Raw genomic sequence first — 15,268 nt, 5'->3', positions numbered from 1 at the left:
CTAACGCGAAAAATGGAATCGCTTACACTGTAATGAAAAGCGCCTGATGGGCGGAGAAAAGCCGGTGGCAACGTGATTGAGGGCATTGCGGTGCGCTACCGGTGATAGCGTTTTCACCCGACCTGCCGGCAGAGAAGGGCTCTCTGCCGGCGTCAGCCGTTAAGGATGCTGATACAGCGGGTAGGTAAAGAACAGCAGATGGGTCAGATTAAGCCCGAAATGGAACAGAATCGGCACCCACAGGCGGCCGCTCCACATCCACGCCAGGCCGTAGATCACCCCGGCCAGCGTCGCGAAGATCACCATCAGCATGCCGCCGGCCAAATGCGCGGCGCCGAACACCAGAGAAGCGACGATCAGCGCCGGCCAGGCGCCCAGCCACTGGCTGAGGCGCTGCTGCAGGTAGCCGCGAAACAGCGCTTCTTCGGCCATACAGACGAAGAACAGGTTCGCCATCACGAAAGGCAGGATCCAGGCGGGCGCATGCAGCTCGATTTTTAAGCCACCCAGCGCCACGGCCAGCAGCAACAGCGCCGGCACGGCCAGCAGCAGCGCAATCCAGCCCGCTTTGCCGACGTTGCCGCCGCGTTCAGCGGAAAACAGCGTGGGCAAGCAGGCGAACAGCAGGAAGGGCACCATCGCCTTGTCGAAGTTGTAATACATGGTGAACGGCGCGCTGAGCGGGCCGGCTTTTTCACCGTCGATCATCAGCTGATTGTGGATGCCCGGCACCAGGTGCAAGAACAGCGCGATGCAGCCGGCGACCACCAACCCTTCGAACGCGATCGCCAGACTACGCCGCTCGCGAAAATGGTGACGCAGCCCCGCCAGCGCCACGATGGCCAACAGGCAACCCAGGCTGAGCGGCGTCAACACCCCATGATAAAGCCCCATTCCCGCCGAGGCGGCCAGGATAACCCAGGCTATCAGCCGGTTAAACGGTAAGAAAAATAACGAAGCAGCCAGTACGCCCCACATGATATGTCCCTTTAAAATATGTACACGGCGCTCAGCGCCTATGCGGCGTGCGATGATGGCGAAATTGAGCGCTAGAGCGGATAGTAGCACACCAAGATGACGCTAAAGGTCGGGGCAGTGACGCATCCGTGCAGGGTGCCGGCCCACACGATCGGCGGTATTGAGGTCAGCCTTGCATCCAGGCCTGCGAACGGGCGATTTCCGCCAGGTTTTGCAGGGTGTCCAGGCTCTGCTGGTGGAGCTCCTGCGTGGGGGCTGCGCACAGATCGTGCAGCACGGTCACCTGGAAGCCGGCGTCGTGCGCCTGACGCGCGGTGCTCTCGATGGCGAGCGACGTGCTGACGCCCGCCAGCAGCAGATGATGGCACCGATGTTGCCGCAGCCAGGCTAACAAATTGTTACCGGAGAAGGCGCTCACCGCCGTTTTATCAAACTGCAGATCGGTCTCCTCCTGATGCAGATCGGGCGCCCAGCGGCAGCCCGGGCCGTTTAGCCGCAGCGCGCCTATCTGTTTCAAATGGTTGAACAGCGGCGAGTGGAGCGGGATGTCATGATAATCGTCGGCAAATCCCGTCCGCACCCAAATCACCGGGATTTTTCGCACCCGGGCGTAGGCCGCGGCGGCATTGACGTTGGCGAGCAGGTGGCTTGCCGTCACCTGTTCGCGGCAGTGGTTGGCGCGCCCTTTGGGCCCGATCAGATCCTCGATCAGGTCGATGATAATCAACGCAGCGGACATGGCGTCTCCAGAAAATGGCCTTCTTTCTTTCTATGATAAAAGGCCAAATGTGATGTGCTGCGGTGAAGTGTTGCCGGATATGTTTACGCCGCGCTTCAGGCGGAAGCCGCCTCCAGCCGTTGCTGTTGGTAGCCGTAGCCGCCCTCGCCGTCGGGCACGAAGCTGAGGCGGTGTGTGATGCACTGCGGCGCGTCTTCGGCATGGTGCGAGACGAACAGCAGCTGGGTGGCGCCCTGGCCGATCAGCACGTCGATGAAGCGGCGCACCAGCTGGCGATTGAGCGGATCCAACCCTTGCAGCGGCTCGTCGAGGATCAGCAGCGCCGGGTGTTTCACCAGCGCGCGGGCGATCAGTGCCAGCCGCTGTTGGCCCCAGGAAAGGCTGTGGAACGGGGCGTCGCCGCGCGCGCCGTCGAGCCCGAGCAGCGCCAGCCATTGCTCGGTCAGCTGCCGCTGACGATCCGAAACCGCCTGATAAATGCCGATCGAATCGAAGAACCCCGACAGCACCACGTTGCGCACGCTGGTGTTGACGCGATAATCCAGATGCAGGCTGCTGCTGACGTAGCCGATATGGCGCTTGATCTCCCAAATGGTTTCCCCGCTGCCGCGGCGTCGGCCGAACAGCGTCAGATCGTTGCTGTAGCCCTGCGGATGATCGCCGGTGATCAAGCTGAGCAGCGTGGATTTGCCGGCGCCGTTCGGGCCGACGATCTGCCAATGTTCACCGGGGTTAACCTGCCAGTCGAGATGATTGAGGATCGGCCGATCGTTATAGCTGACCACGCCGTCGCGCAGGACGATCAGCGGCCGATCCGCCGGCAGCGACACCTTTTGCGTTGGATCCTCCTCCTCCGGCAGCGCCAGCCCGCTGAGGTTTTCGCTGTGCGCCAGCTGCGCCACCAGCGCGTCCGCCATCACCTGGCGGCGCGGCCCGCGGTTGCTCAGGGTACAGTCCGCCAGTACGCCCACCTGCCGGACAAAATCCGGTATATCGTCGAACCGGTTGAGCACCAGCACCACGGTCTGGCCCTGGGCGGAAAGCTCGCTCAGCAGCGTGGCGAGCTGCGCGCGCGAGTGCACGTCCAGCCCGTCGAAGGGTTCGTCGAGGATCAGCAGGTCAGGCTCGGGCATCAGCGCCCGGCACAGCAGGGTTTTGCGCGTTTCGCCGGTGGAGAGGTATTTGGAGCGGCGCGTCAGCAGGGCGGTGATGCCGAACTGCGCGGCCAGCCGCTCACAGCGCGCGGCGTCTTGCACCTCTTCCTGAATGATTTCCGCCGCGGTGCGGCCGGTGTCGTCCTCGTCCGCGCTGAGCAGATCGGTGTTGTTGCGTTGCCACTCGTCGCTGACCATTTTTTGCAGCTGTTCGAAGGAGATGCGCACCGCGTGCTGAAAGTCGCTGCGGCGCTCACCGCCCAGCAGAACCAGTTCGTCGGCCAGCGCGCGCGCCAGGGCGGATTTGCCGCTGCCGTTGGCGCCGACGAAGGCCCAGCTGTCGCCGGCCTGGATTTCCAGCGCGTCCAGCGTCAGGGTGCGGGTATCGCTTAAGCGGAATGAACCTTGCGAAATGTGCAACGACGACATCACCTGTTCCTTTTTTTGCAATTATTTGCCTTAGGAATAGGCGCATTGCAGGGTGATGTCAATCAACAAAAACGCAACGTTACGTTGCGCTTAACACAACGTGGCGACAATCACGCGATCGGCGTTGAACAGGGCGTGTACGGCGGTGCCGACGCTCAGCTGCAGGCGCTGCAGCTCCGCCGTCGTCAGTGTGGCGCACAGGGTTTCGCCGCCCGCCAGCGTCACCAGCACCTCGCTGTGTTCGGCGCCCGGCTGAATGCCGGCCACCACGCCCGCCAGCGCGTTATCCGCGCCGGCATGCTCCGCGGTATCGACGCTTAACCGCACCCAGGGCGCCTTGATCAGCGCCAGCACCTCTTTGCCCGGAGTCAGTTGCAGCCGGTCGGCGCTTTGCTGGGTGACGGCCGCCGTCAGGCGAGTGGTGCCGTCATTCAACAAAATCGCCAGGTGCTGCTGCACCTGCTGATGATCGCGTTCGATGACGGTACCGAAGAACTGATTGCGCGCGCTGGTTTGCAGCGAGAAGCGCGAGATGGCCGCCAGCAGGCTGTCGAGCGGCAGATCGTCCTGCTGCAACACGTCGAAAGCTTTTTGCTGCACCTGGCCCAGCAGGTCATACAGCTGGATCAACCGCTGGCCATAGTGCGTCAGCTGTGCGCCGCCGCCGCCTTTACCGCCGGTGGCGCGTTCCACCACCGTTTGTTCCGCCAACTGGTTCATCTCATTGATGGCGTCCCAGGCGCTTTTGTAGCTGATGCCCGCCAGTTTGGCGCCCTGGCTGATGGAGCCGGTGTGCTGTACCTGTTTCAGCAGCGCGATGCGGCGCGGATCGGCGAACAGCTTTTGCTGGAGTTTGAGAGTCAGAAGAATTTCGGCCTGCATAGCGCATCCTGTCGGCGGCAAAAATCTTATTGTCGCCGATTTGGCGGCAAAGCGCCAAGCGCAGTGCGCTGGAGGGCGGGGCAATAAAGACTGGCATTGCTTTGTTGTTATAATATAACATAACAGAAAAACGATAAGGCTTTACCCCGGCTGCGGCCGGTTTTTATTTCACCACAGGGATGCTTCACATGAGTACGACACGCCGGCGTCTTGTCACGCCCAGAAAATCGTTATGCCTTGCCGCCGCCTGGGTCGGCGGCGCACTGACGGCGCCGTTGGCTTTCGCCGCCGACTGCGATAAAGCCCGCAATGCCACGGGATGCGAAGAACAGCTCACCGTGGAGGCGGCGGCCCCCGCCGGGCGCTACGATGCGTTGAGCGCCGTGAGCCGCAGCGCTTCGCAGCTTGGACTGACCGCTCGGGAGACGCCGCGCAGCGTCGATATCATCAGCGCAAGAGCGATCCAACAGCGGGGCGATCGCTCGCTGGCCGCCGCCGTCGAGCACGCCACTGGCCTGTCCGGCGTCGCTTCGCCGACGCTGTCCAACAACTTTTCCGCGCGCGGTTTCCGGCCGATCGCCTGGCTGTATAACGGCGTGGAGATGCCCGGCAGCACGCTGCAGCTGGGCGATCCGGCGCATTACGACAGCATCGAGATACTGCGCGGGCCGGGATCGGCCTTGAACGGCCTGAGCGCCGCGGGCGGCAGCGTCAACCTGATCTCGCGGCGGCCGACCTTCAGCCGCCAGCCGCTTGAGCTCGATTATGGCTTCGGCAGCTACCGCAGCCAGCGTCTGCATCTGGGGGCCGGCGGCACGCTGGTGGACGATGCGGTGGCGTACCGGTTGGACGTCAGCGGCAACGACAGCGGCAGCAACGTGCAGTACGAACGCGATCGGCAGAAGCGGGTTTCCGGCTCGCTGCTGTTTAAACTGACGGACGATGCGCTGTTGACGCTGAGCCTGGACCGCATGCTCAACCGCACCAACAACCCTTACTACGGCACGCCGCTGCTGGACGGGCGCATTGCCGGCGAGCTGCGCGACATCAATTACAACAACCTGACCGACAGCCGCATCCAGAGCAACGCCACCGCATTTCAGGCCAGTCTGGACTGGTTTATGACGCCCGAAGTGGAGTGGCATAACCAATTTTATTACTACAGCGGCTTTCGCGAGTGGCGCAACGTCGAACGCTTTCGCGTCGCGGCGGCGGCCCGACCCGGCGACGTCAACCGCGACTCCTTCGGCGCCCTGGCGCACGACGACGATCTGATCGGCAACCGCAGTTCGCTGGTGTTCGATCGCGCCATCGCCGGTTTCGATAACCGGTTGCTGGTCGGCCTCGATCTGAGCAAGCGGCATTTTCAGTATTACTCCAACGGCTTCCCCGGATCCGAAGACGTGCCGCTTGGCGCGCCGCCCCGAGAGCCGTTCGCCCAGGGAACCGACCGCCAACGCGCGCCGGTGCGCCACGTTACCCAGAACCAGTACGCCGCCTTTCTTGAAGATCGCTTCAGCCTGACCGAGCGTTTGGCGCTGCTGGGCCAGCTGCGCTACAACCATATGAACATGGACTGGCGCTTCCAGGGGCCGCAGGAAGAGAGCCGCGCGCATACCTACGTTTTCAGCACCTGGAGCCTGGGCCCCAGCTATGCATTGACCGATAACCTCACGCTCTACGCCAACTACACCACCGGCCAGGAGCCGGGCAACGATCTGTTCTTCCTCAGCCCAACGCAGACCGATCTGCCGCTGACGCGAGCGCGCCAGTGGGAGGCCGGCGCCAAAGGGCAGTTCTGGGGTAACAAAGGCGAGGCGACGCTGGCGCTGTACGAACTGCGCAAGGACAACCTGTTTGTGCCCGACGCGCAGCGGCCGGATGCGTTGAACGCGGTAGGCAGGCAGACGTCGCGCGGCATCGAGCTTGGCGTGGTGCTGCGTCCCGACGAGCGCTGGGAGCTGGCCGGCAACGCCGCCTACACGCATGCCCGCTACGACGACTATCGCGGCGGTAGCCCGCTGCGCAGCTACAACGGCAATCGCCCGGCCTATATCCCGGACTGGACCGCCAACCTCAGCGTGCATTATCAGGCGACGGAGCGTCTGGGGCTGGCTTCTTCACTGCGCTACGTCGGCAGCAGTTACAACGACGACGCCAACCGGCGCAAGATGCGCGCGTATACCACGCTCGATCTGGCGGCGGACTATCAGCTGACGCCGATCGTCGATGTCGGTTTTCGCATTCGCAACGCCACCAACCAGCTGTACGCCTACCAGCGCACTTACCCGGATCAGGCGCTGATCGCGCCGCCGCGCAGTTATGAAACCTTCGTGTCGGTCAGGTTCTGACGGCGTGAAACGCTGGCTTGCCCTGCTGTTGTGCGCCCTGGGATTGGGCGGCGGCGCGCCGCTGCGCGCCGATGCCGTCAGCCTGCAAAATTGCGGGGTAACGCACGATTACCCGCAGCCGCCGCAGCGGGTGCTGGTTTACGCCAACCCGGCGTTGGAAAACCTGCTGGCGCTGGGGCTGGCTGGCCGCGCGATCGGCGTGGTTGGGTATGACCGCGCGCGCGATCCCGCGCCGACGGCCGATGCGCTGCAGGCGCCCACCAGCCCGGCGCCGCCCACGGCGGAAGCGTTGCTGCTGATGCGGCCGGATTTTGTCTATTCGGCCAGCTATTACTGGCTGCACAGCCCGGAAACGCCCGATCGGGCGCGGCTGGCAGAATGGGGCATCGGCACTTATCTCTCACCCGGCGTCTGCAGCGGCCAGCAAAGCGCGATCGCCGCCGCGCTGACGTTTGAAGACATTTTCACCGAGCTGCGGGAGCTGGCGCGCATTTTCAACGTCAGCCGCGCCGGTGAAGCGCTGGTCGAACGGCTGCGCGGGCAGCTGAGGGCGCTCGAACCACAGCGTGCTCAGCTGCCGCATTTGCGTCTGCTGTGGTGGTATGCCGGCGCGCAAACGCCCTATGTGGCCGGCTGCTGCGGCGCGCCAGGTTTGCTGAGCCGCAGCGTCGGCAGCGAGAACCTGTTCGGCGATCGGCCCGAGCTGTGGCCGACGGTGTCCTGGGAAATCATCGCCGCCCGCGATCCGGATGCGATCGTGCTTGGCGATCTGACGCGTGGCGGCCTCGGCGACAGCGCGGCCGACAAGATCGCCTTTCTGGAGCATCACCCGCTGACCGCGACGCTGCGCGCCGTGCGTCAGCGGCGCTACGTGATCCTCCCCGGTTACGACATGGACCCTTCCGCCCGCACCGTGGCGGCGCTGGGCCGTTTGATTCGGGGCCTGGCGGCCTTGCCGCCGCAGGCGCCGACTTTTTCCAACAAGGAACCTTGATATGACTGCCGTTTCATTCTCTTCGCTGCTGGACTCCTGGGATCGCCAGCAGGCGGCCTACATCGCCGAACGGGAAGCGCGTTTTAACGCCCAGCTGGACGTGCTCGCGCTGGCCGCCGGTCAGGATTTTCACGTGGTGGATCTGGCTTGCGGCCCGGGCTCGCTGAGCCTGCGCATTTTGCAGCGCTTTCCGCAGGCCAGGGTGACCGCCATCGATCTCGATCCGCTGCTGCTGGCGGTGGCGCGCGGCGCGCTGGCGGCGTACGGCGATCGGATCCGCATTCTGCAGGCCGATCTGGCGGATCCGGCCTGTTTTTCCGCGCTGTCCGGCCCCGCGCCGCAGGCGGCGGTGTCCAGCACGGCGCTGCACTGGCTGATGCCCGAGCAGCAGCTGGCGCTGTACCGCAACGTCGCCGGGCTGCTGGCCGACGGCGGCGTGTTCCTGAACGCCGATCATCAGCGCTATGACCAGCGCCAGCCGCGGCTGAAAGCGTTGGCGGAGCGGCATGACGAGCAGACCCAACAGCGCGCCTGGGACAACGGCGTTGAGGATTGGGATCGCTGGTTCGCCGGCGCGCTGCAATCGCCGGCGCTGGCCGCTTATCAAGCCGAGCGTGAAGCGCTGTTCGCCGGCCGCCCGGTGCCGCCGCCGACGCCGGTGGATTTCCAGCTCGCGGCCCTCAGGCAGGCCGGTTTCAGCGAGGCGGGGACGGTGTGGCAGCTGTTGGACGACTATGTGATCGCAGGCTGGAAATAGCATGATCCGGCGGTTACTGCCCGGCCGTGAGGCCGGCTGGCTGCTGTTGCTGGCGGCGGCGCTGCCGCTGGCCCTGCTGGGCGCCACCCTGTCGGGGCCTGCGCCGATCGCGTGGCACGACGCCTGGCGCATTGTGCTTGGCGTCAGCGGCGGTGCGGCGATCGACGCCGATGTGTATCAGCGCATCATCTGGTCGCTGCGGATGCCGCGCGCGCTGTTGGCGGCGCTGGCCGGCGCCGGATTGGCGCTGGCGGGCACCGTGCTGCAGTCGCTGACCCGCAACCCGCTGGCCGATCCCTGGGTGCTGGGCATCTCCTCCGGCGCCGGCGTGGGGGCGGTAACGGTGCTGGTATTGGGGCTGGGCGGCGGCCTGTTGTCGGTGTCCGGCGGCGCGTTTATCGGCGCGCTGGGGGCGTTTGCGTTGGTGATGCTGCTGGCCGGGCGTTCGCTGCAGGGGGAGTCCACGCTGTTTATTCTGGCCGGGGTGGCGGTGACGCAGCTGCTCTCCGCGCTGACTTCGCTGATCACCCTCTGGCAGGCGGACGCCAACGCCACGCGCGGCGTGATGTTCTGGTTGCTGGGATCGTTCAGCGACGCGCGCTGGCCGCAGGTCGGGCTGTGCGGGTTGGCGCTGGCGGCGGCGCTGCTGCTGTGTTGGCTGCGGGCGGGTGAGTTGGACGCGCTGGCGTTTGGCGGCGTGACCGCCGCTTCGCTGGGGGTGGCGGTGGCTCCGCTGAAGCTGCTGCTGTATGTGGTGACCACCGCGCTGACGGCGGCGATCGTCGCGTTCAGCGGCGCGGTGGGATTTATCGGGCTGACGGTGCCGCACGTCGCCCGGCGGCTGGTCGGCTCGCGGCATCGGCGGCTATTGCCGGCCAGCGCGCTGTGCGGTGCGCTGTTCGCCGTGGCGGCGGACACCCTGGCCAGAACGCTGTTTGCCCCGCGCGAGCTGCCGGTCGGCGTGCTGACGGCGCTGCTGGGGGTGCCGGTATTCCTGCTGTTGCTGTATCGGAAGGTCAATGCATGACGATTGAAAAAGCGCGATCCGGCCTGTGCGCCGAGGCGGTGAGCTGGCGAGCGGGCGAACGCACGGTGCTGGAAAATCTGGATTTCTGCGCCTTGCCCGGTGAGGTCACCGGCGTGCTCGGCGTCAACGGCAGCGGTAAATCCACGTTGCTCAAGCTGCTGGCCGGGTTGCAGCCCGCCGCCGGGGGCCGCGTTTGGCTGGCAGGGCGCCAAATTACCGCGTTTTCCGGGCGGGAGCGCGCCAGGCGCATCGCCTTTCTCGAGCAATCCGCCCCCGGCGCCTTCGCGCTGCCGGTGAAGGAGGCGGTGCTGCTGGGGCGCCTGGCCCATATCGGCCGCTGGCGCGGTTTTGGTACCGAGGATCGCCGCCTCGCCGGGCAGGCGATGGAGCAAGTGGGCATCAGCCACCTGGCCGATCGCGATTGGCAGCGGCTGTCCGGCGGCGAACGGCAGCGGGTGCATCTGGCGCGCGCGCTGGCGCAGCAGACGCCGTGGCTGCTGCTGGATGAGCCCGCCAACCATCTGGATATCGCCCATCAGCAGCAGTTTATGGCCTTGCTGCGGCGGCTGAAACTCAGCGTGGTGGTGACGCTGCACGATCTGAATCTGGCGGCCTGTTATTGCGATCGGGTGGCGCTGCTGCAGCAGGGCGGGATCTGTGCGGCGGGCACGCCGCGGCAGGCGCTGACGCCGGAGCACATTCGCGCGGTGTACGGGGTGGAAGCCCGGCTGGCGGCGCCCGCCGGCTATGCGCCACCGCTGATCTACTATCCTGCGGCGGGATGAGCCGGTGGAAAGGGCACGTTTGGCCGATCACAATTTCGCCCCGCTGGCTAAAATAACTCCGGTTTTAGCGATTTTTTTGGGTTAGAATAACCCGATATGCGGTGAAAGGCATTTGCCGCTCAATGGGCAGTTAAGCGAGGCTATCATGTTGGAATTATTGAAAAGTCTGTTGTTTGCCGTGGTCATGGTGCCGGTGGTCATGGCGCTGATCCTCGGCCTGATCTACGGTTTTGGCGAAGTGTTCAACGTCTTCTCCAAAGTGGGCCGTTCGAAAGAAAACCGCACCCAGCACTGACCGTTCCCCATCCCGTTATCCGCCGGCATCGCCCGGCGGGCATTCCTCAAGTTATCTCACGCTTTGCCGATAAACCGCATGACAAGCTTTCGCGCAACGTTATATTATTTTTTATATAACGAAGAGTGATAATGCACGTTAACTTGCGGAGAAAAACAATGAAACAGCAATGGACCAAATGGGTTGGCGGGATCGTGTTGGCATCGGGCCTGGTGGCACAGGCTTCGGCGGCGGAAAAGATCACCGTGTTCGCCGCCGCGTCGCTGACCAACGCGCTGCAGGACATCGCCACCCAGTATCAAAAAGGCAAGGACGTGCAGGTGGTTTCCTCCTTCGCGTCGTCTTCGACGCTGGCGCGCCAAATTGAGCAGGGCGCCCCGGCCGATCTGTTCATCTCCGCCGATCAACAGTGGATGGATTACGCCATCGACAAGCAGCAGATGGTGAAAGACACCCGCTACACGCTGCTGGGCAACGAACTGGTGCTGATCGCCGCCAAGAGCGATAAGCAAGACAAGATCGCCATCGACAAGCAGACCGACTGGGCCAAGCTGCTCAGCGGCGGCCGCCTGGCGGTGGGCGATCCGGATCACGTGCCGGCCGGCATCTACGCCAAAGAGGCGCTGGAACACCTGGGCGCCTGGAGCACGCTGGAGCCGAAACTGGCGCGCGCCAACAACGTACGCAGCGCGATGGCGCTGGTGGAGCGCGGTGAAGCACCGCTCGGCATCGTCTACGGCTCCGACGCGGTCGCCAGCGACAAGGTGAAAGTGGTGGGTGTATTCCCGGAAGACAGCCACAAACCGGTTGAATATCCGATGGCGATGGTGAAAGATCGTCAAAATCCGACGGTCAGCGCTTTCTATACCTATCTGAAGGGCCCGGAAGCGGCCGCTATTTTCGAACATTATGGATTCACCCCGCGTAAATGATTCTGAGTGAGTACGAGTGGCAGGCGGTTGAGCTGAGCCTGAAAGTCTCCGGTTTGGCGGTGGTCTGCAGCCTGCCGTTCGGCATTCTGATGGCCTGGGTGTTGGTGCGTTGCCGCTTTCCCGGCAAGGCGCTGCTGGACGGCGTCATTCATCTGCCGCTGGTGCTGCCGCCGGTGGTGGTCGGCTATTTGCTGCTGATCGCCATGGGGCGGCGCGGCGTCATCGGCGAGTGGCTGTACGACTGGTTCGGCTTCAGCTTTAGCTTTAGCTGGCGCGGCGCCGCGCTGGCATCGGCGGTGGTGGCGTTTCCATTGATGGTGCGCGCCATTCGGCTGGCGCTGGAGGCGGTAGATACCCGGCTGGAGCAGGCGGCGCGCACGCTGGGCGCCAACCCGTGGCGGGTGTTTTTCACCATCACGCTGCCGCTGTCGCTGCCCGGCGTCATTGTCGGCGTGGTGCTGGCCTTCGCCCGCTCGCTGGGGGAGTTCGGCGCCACCATCACCTTTGTCTCCAACATTCCCGGTGAAACCCGCACCATTCCGCTGGCGATGTATACACTGATCGAAACGCCGGGAGCGGAAGCCGCCGCCGCGCGGCTGTGCGCGATCGCCATTGTGCTGTCGCTGGCTTCGCTGATGGTGTCCGAATGGCTGGCCCGCTGGGGCCGCAAACGGATGGGGGTGTAAATGCTGGAGCTGGATTTCTCGCAGCAGCTGGGCGACCTTAATCTCAACGTCCGCGCCGATTTGCCGGCGCAGGGCATCACCGCGATTTTCGGCCTGTCCGGCGCGGGCAAAACGTCCCTGATCAACGCCATCGGTGGCCTGACCCGTTTGCAGCAGGGGCGCATCGCGATCAATGGCCGCACGCTGGTGGATACCGCCGCGGGCCTTTGCCTGCCGCCGGAAAAGCGCCGTATCGGCTACGTGTTTCAGGATGCGCGGCTGTTCCCGCACTATCGGGTGCGCGGCAACCTGCAGTACGGCATGGCGGCCGGCATTCGCGCACAGTTCAACACTATCGTCGAGCTGCTGGGCATCGGGCCGCTGCTCAATCGGCTGCCGCTGACGCTCTCCGGCGGTGAAAAACAGCGGGTGGCGATCGGCCGCGCGCTGCTGACCGCGCCGGAACTGCTGCTGATGGACGAGCCGCTGGCCTCGCTCGATCTGCCGCGCAAACGCGAGCTACTGCCGTATCTGGAGCGGTTGGCGCAGGACGTCAACATCCCCATCCTCTACGTCAGCCATAGCCTGGACGAGATCCTGCGCCTGGCCGAGCAGGTGATGGTGCTGGATCGCGGCGAGGTGCGCGCGTTCGGCGGGCTGGAAGCCGTTTGGGCCAGCAGCGCGCTGCGGCCGTGGCTGCAGCGTGAAGATCAGAGCAGCGTGCTGCGCGTCAGCGTGATTGAGCATCATCAACGTTATGCCATGACCGCGCTGGCGCTCGGCGATCAAAGGCTGTGGGTCAGCGGCATCGACGCCGAACTGGGCACCCAGCTGCGCATTCGCATCAACGCCGCCGATGTCTCGCTGGTGCTGCAACCGCCGGTCAACAGCAGCATTCGCAACGTGTTGCCGGCCAAGGTAAGCGAGTGTCTGGACGTGGACGGGCAGGTGGAAGTGAAGCTGGCGGTCGGGGAACACGTGCTGTGGGCGCGGATCACGCCCTGGGCGCGCGATGAACTGGCGATCCGCCCTGGGCAGTGGCTGTACGCGCAGGTGAAGAGCGTGTCTATCAGCCGCGAGAGCCGCTAAGACAGGCCCTCCCGGCGGGAGGGCGAAAAAACTAGAGTACGCGGGTGCGGATCACCTCGGCGATGCCCGGCTGCAGGTTATCGGCGATCACCAGATCGGCGCGTTCCTTGATCGCATCATCGGCGTTGCCCATCGCCACGCCCAATCCGACCGCTTCCAGCATGCTGATGTCGTTGTAGTTGTCGCCGAACGCCACCACCTGATCCATGCTCAGCCCCTGCGACTCCACCCATTGGCGCAGGCGCTTGCCTTTGCTGTTGCCGCCTTTGGCGATATCCACCTGATCGTGCCAGGACCATTCGCACGCCAACCCCAGCTCTTTTTCCACCGTGTCGGCAAACTCGCGCAGCGCCGGAATATCGGCGTGCGAGGTGGCGAATTTCCAGATCGCCTGCGCGTCGTCGGCCGCCTGCGCCAGGCTGCCGACCTGCAGCAGCGTCGGGCGCTGCGCCGCCGGCAGGGTTTCGGCCCAGGCCAGCGAGCGGATCACGTGGCCGCTCGGCTCCTGATACAGCATGGCGTCGTCGACGTACATCAGCCCGTGAATATCGGTCTGTTTGAGCATCTGCAGCACCTGCCTGGCCTGATCTTTCGCCAGCGGATCGGCCGCCAACACCTTCTTCTGCTGAAAATCATACAGATAGGTGCCGTTGCAGCAGATGGCCGGGGTATCTATCTGCAGCGCCTGGTAGAACGGATGGATAGCGACGTGGTGGCGGCCGGTGACCACCACCACCTGGATGCCGGCGGCGCGCGCCTGCGCCAGCGCTTCCAGCGATTGCGGTAAGATGCGTTTTTGGTTGTCCAGCAGGGTGCCGTCAAGATCGAGGGCGATGACGCGGTAGCTCATAGGGTTCTCGTTATCGTTAGCCATAAAATTAATCCGATGGTACACCGGATAGCCAACGGAGAAAACCGCGTGAGCTTCCGGTGCTAAGCGGGGTTGCCATGCGACGGATGTGCGGTAAGCTAGGGGCAATCGAACGGCCTGAAACCGGTTCCTCTTTTACCCTTTACAAGGAGAACACATGAAGCAAATCGTTTATGTCGCCAGCCCGGAGAGCCAGCAGATCCACGTTTGGCAGTTGGATGACGCCGGCGCGCTGGTGCTGCTGCAAACCGTTGACGTGCCGGGCCAGGTGCAGCCGATGACCCTTCATCCGGACAAGACCCACCTGTACGTCGGCGTGCGTCCGGCGTTCGGCATCGTCAGCTACCGCATCGAGGCGGACGGCACGCTGCAGCAGGCCGGCATGGCGCCGCTGCCGGGCAGCCCGACCCATATCTCCACCGATTTGCAGGGGCGTTACCTGTTCTCCGCCTCCTACAGCGGCAACTGCGCCAGCATCAGCCCGATCGGCCACGACGGCGTGGTGACGGCGCCTATTCAGCAGATCGACGGCCTGACCGCGCCGCACTCGGCGAACATCGATCCGACCAACCAGCTGGTGCTGGTGCCTTGCCTGAAAGAAGACCGCATCCGCCTGTTCAACCTGAGCCTGGCGGGCCAGCTGACGCCGCACGCGCAGGAAGCGGTGGCGACCGCCGCCGGCGCCGGCCCGCGTCATATGGCGTTCCACCACAACGACAAGTTCGCCTACTGCGTCAATGAGCTGGACGGCACGGTGGACGTGCTGGCCATCTCGGAAAACGGCGGCAAATACACCGTGACGCAGACGCTGGACATCATGCCGGCCGACTTCGACGGCACCCGCTGGGCGGCGGACATCCATATCACGCCGAACGGCCGCTTCCTGTACACCAGCGACCGCACCGCCAGCATTCTGACCATCTTCAGCGTTTCCGCAGACGGCGGCACGCTGAGCGTGGTCGGCTATCATCCGACCGAAGCGCAGCCGCGCGGTTTCAACATCGATCACAGCGGCCGTTTCGTGATTTCGTCCGGCCAGAAATCCGATCACATCGCGGTGCATGAAATTGACCAGGCCAGCGGTAAGCTGACCACGCTGGCGCGTTATCCGGTGGGCAAAGGCCCGATGTGGGTGAGCGTGCTGGCGAAGTAATTCGGCGGTCAGACGAGTATGGAAAAAGCGCGATTCGGTGGAATCGCGCTTTTTTATTGTAAGCCTTAAACCACCTCCTAAGGAGGTGGTGATTGAACCTGTGAGGCTCTAGCCTGAAGGAAACCCATGCCGGAATATTCCAGCTTACTCACCACAAGTAAGAAGGA

15 protein-coding genes are annotated in these 15,268 nt (G+C 64.3%); 10 read left to right on the top strand and 5 right to left on the bottom strand.

The annotated features are described in order from the left end of the window. Positions 1-159 precede the first annotated feature (159 nt). The 4 genes from ACJ8HB_RS24375 to modE form a co-directional block, all read right to left on the bottom strand. The gene (locus ACJ8HB_RS24375; RefSeq protein ID WP_047568848.1) at positions 160-978 is read right to left on the bottom strand and encodes a CPBP family intramembrane glutamic endopeptidase; all 819 of its coding nucleotides are present in this window, start codon (positions 976-978) and stop codon (positions 160-162) included. A 166-nt stretch (positions 979-1,144) separates the two neighbouring features. Then, positions 1,145-1,717: a cysteine hydrolase family protein gene (locus ACJ8HB_RS24370; RefSeq protein ID WP_041033925.1), complete on the bottom strand. Its 573-nt coding sequence runs from the start codon at positions 1,715-1,717 to the stop codon at positions 1,145-1,147. Between the two features lie 95 nt (positions 1,718-1,812). Then, complete coding sequence (modF, locus tag ACJ8HB_RS24365) at positions 1,813-3,300, bottom strand: molybdate ABC transporter ATP-binding protein ModF (protein WP_047571675.1); 1,488 nt, start codon at positions 3,298-3,300, stop codon at positions 1,813-1,815. A gap of 90 nt (positions 3,301-3,390) precedes the next feature. Then, positions 3,391-4,182: a molybdenum-dependent transcriptional regulator gene (modE, locus tag ACJ8HB_RS24360; RefSeq protein ID WP_041033928.1), complete on the bottom strand. Its 792-nt coding sequence runs from the start codon at positions 4,180-4,182 to the stop codon at positions 3,391-3,393. A gap of 188 nt (positions 4,183-4,370) precedes the next feature. Here modE and ACJ8HB_RS24355 point away from each other — a divergent pair, with 188 nt between their 5' ends. From ACJ8HB_RS24355 to modC, 9 genes are all read left to right on the top strand, one after another. After that, the gene (locus tag ACJ8HB_RS24355) at positions 4,371-6,533 is read left to right on the top strand and encodes a TonB-dependent siderophore receptor (protein ID WP_047568844.1); all 2,163 of its coding nucleotides are present in this window, start codon (positions 4,371-4,373) and stop codon (positions 6,531-6,533) included. Between the two features lie 4 nt (positions 6,534-6,537). Continuing rightward, positions 6,538-7,527, top strand: coding sequence for an ABC transporter substrate-binding protein (locus ACJ8HB_RS24350; protein WP_047568842.1), 990 nt, complete (start codon positions 6,538-6,540; stop codon positions 7,525-7,527). A gap of 1 nt (position 7,528) precedes the next feature. Continuing rightward, positions 7,529-8,284: a class I SAM-dependent methyltransferase gene (locus ACJ8HB_RS24345; protein WP_033647137.1), complete on the top strand. Its 756-nt coding sequence runs from the start codon at positions 7,529-7,531 to the stop codon at positions 8,282-8,284. Position 8,285: 1 nt separating this feature from the next. Next, the gene (locus ACJ8HB_RS24340) at positions 8,286-9,311 is read left to right on the top strand and encodes a FecCD family ABC transporter permease (RefSeq protein WP_094860207.1); all 1,026 of its coding nucleotides are present in this window, start codon (positions 8,286-8,288) and stop codon (positions 9,309-9,311) included. Further along, complete coding sequence (locus ACJ8HB_RS24335) at positions 9,308-10,096, top strand: ABC transporter ATP-binding protein (RefSeq protein WP_060418304.1); 789 nt, start codon at positions 9,308-9,310, stop codon at positions 10,094-10,096. Before ACJ8HB_RS24340 ends, ACJ8HB_RS24335 begins: the two co-directional genes overlap by 4 nt. A 145-nt stretch (positions 10,097-10,241) precedes the next feature. After that, positions 10,242-10,391 carry an AcrZ family multidrug efflux pump-associated protein gene (locus ACJ8HB_RS24330; protein WP_004939813.1) on the top strand — a complete coding sequence of 50 codons (150 nt, stop codon included), beginning with the start codon at positions 10,242-10,244 and terminating at the stop codon, positions 10,389-10,391. A gap of 158 nt (positions 10,392-10,549) precedes the next feature. Continuing rightward, positions 10,550-11,323 carry a molybdate ABC transporter substrate-binding protein gene (modA, locus tag ACJ8HB_RS24325; RefSeq protein ID WP_047568839.1) on the top strand — a complete coding sequence of 258 codons (774 nt, stop codon included), beginning with the start codon at positions 10,550-10,552 and terminating at the stop codon, positions 11,321-11,323. Beyond that, positions 11,320-12,009: a molybdate ABC transporter permease subunit gene (gene modB, locus ACJ8HB_RS24320; protein WP_019454005.1), complete on the top strand. Its 690-nt coding sequence runs from the start codon at positions 11,320-11,322 to the stop codon at positions 12,007-12,009. Before modA ends, modB begins: the two co-directional genes overlap by 4 nt. Beyond that, positions 12,010-13,077 (top strand): molybdenum ABC transporter ATP-binding protein ModC, encoded by a 1,068-nt coding sequence (gene modC, locus ACJ8HB_RS24315; RefSeq protein ID WP_047568837.1) that lies wholly within the window; start codon positions 12,010-12,012, stop codon positions 13,075-13,077. A 31-nt stretch (positions 13,078-13,108) separates the two neighbouring features. Here the strand turns inward: modC and ACJ8HB_RS24310 are convergent, their stop codons facing one another. Continuing rightward, positions 13,109-13,927, bottom strand: a complete 819-nt coding sequence (locus tag ACJ8HB_RS24310) for a pyridoxal phosphatase (protein WP_047571674.1) — start codon at positions 13,925-13,927, stop codon at positions 13,109-13,111. Between the two features lie 178 nt (positions 13,928-14,105). On the opposite strand from ACJ8HB_RS24310, the gene pgl reads away from it, so the two are divergent. After that, positions 14,106-15,101: a 6-phosphogluconolactonase gene (gene pgl / locus ACJ8HB_RS24305; RefSeq protein ID WP_047568835.1), complete on the top strand. Its 996-nt coding sequence runs from the start codon at positions 14,106-14,108 to the stop codon at positions 15,099-15,101. The last annotated feature ends 167 nt before the right edge of the window (positions 15,102-15,268 follow it).

Source organism: Serratia sp. CY27727 (assembly GCF_052169275.1).
In the GTDB taxonomy this organism is placed as follows: domain Bacteria; phylum Pseudomonadota; class Gammaproteobacteria; order Enterobacterales; family Enterobacteriaceae; genus Serratia; species Serratia sarumanii.
This window is presented reverse-complemented; position numbering and strand designations above follow the sequence as displayed.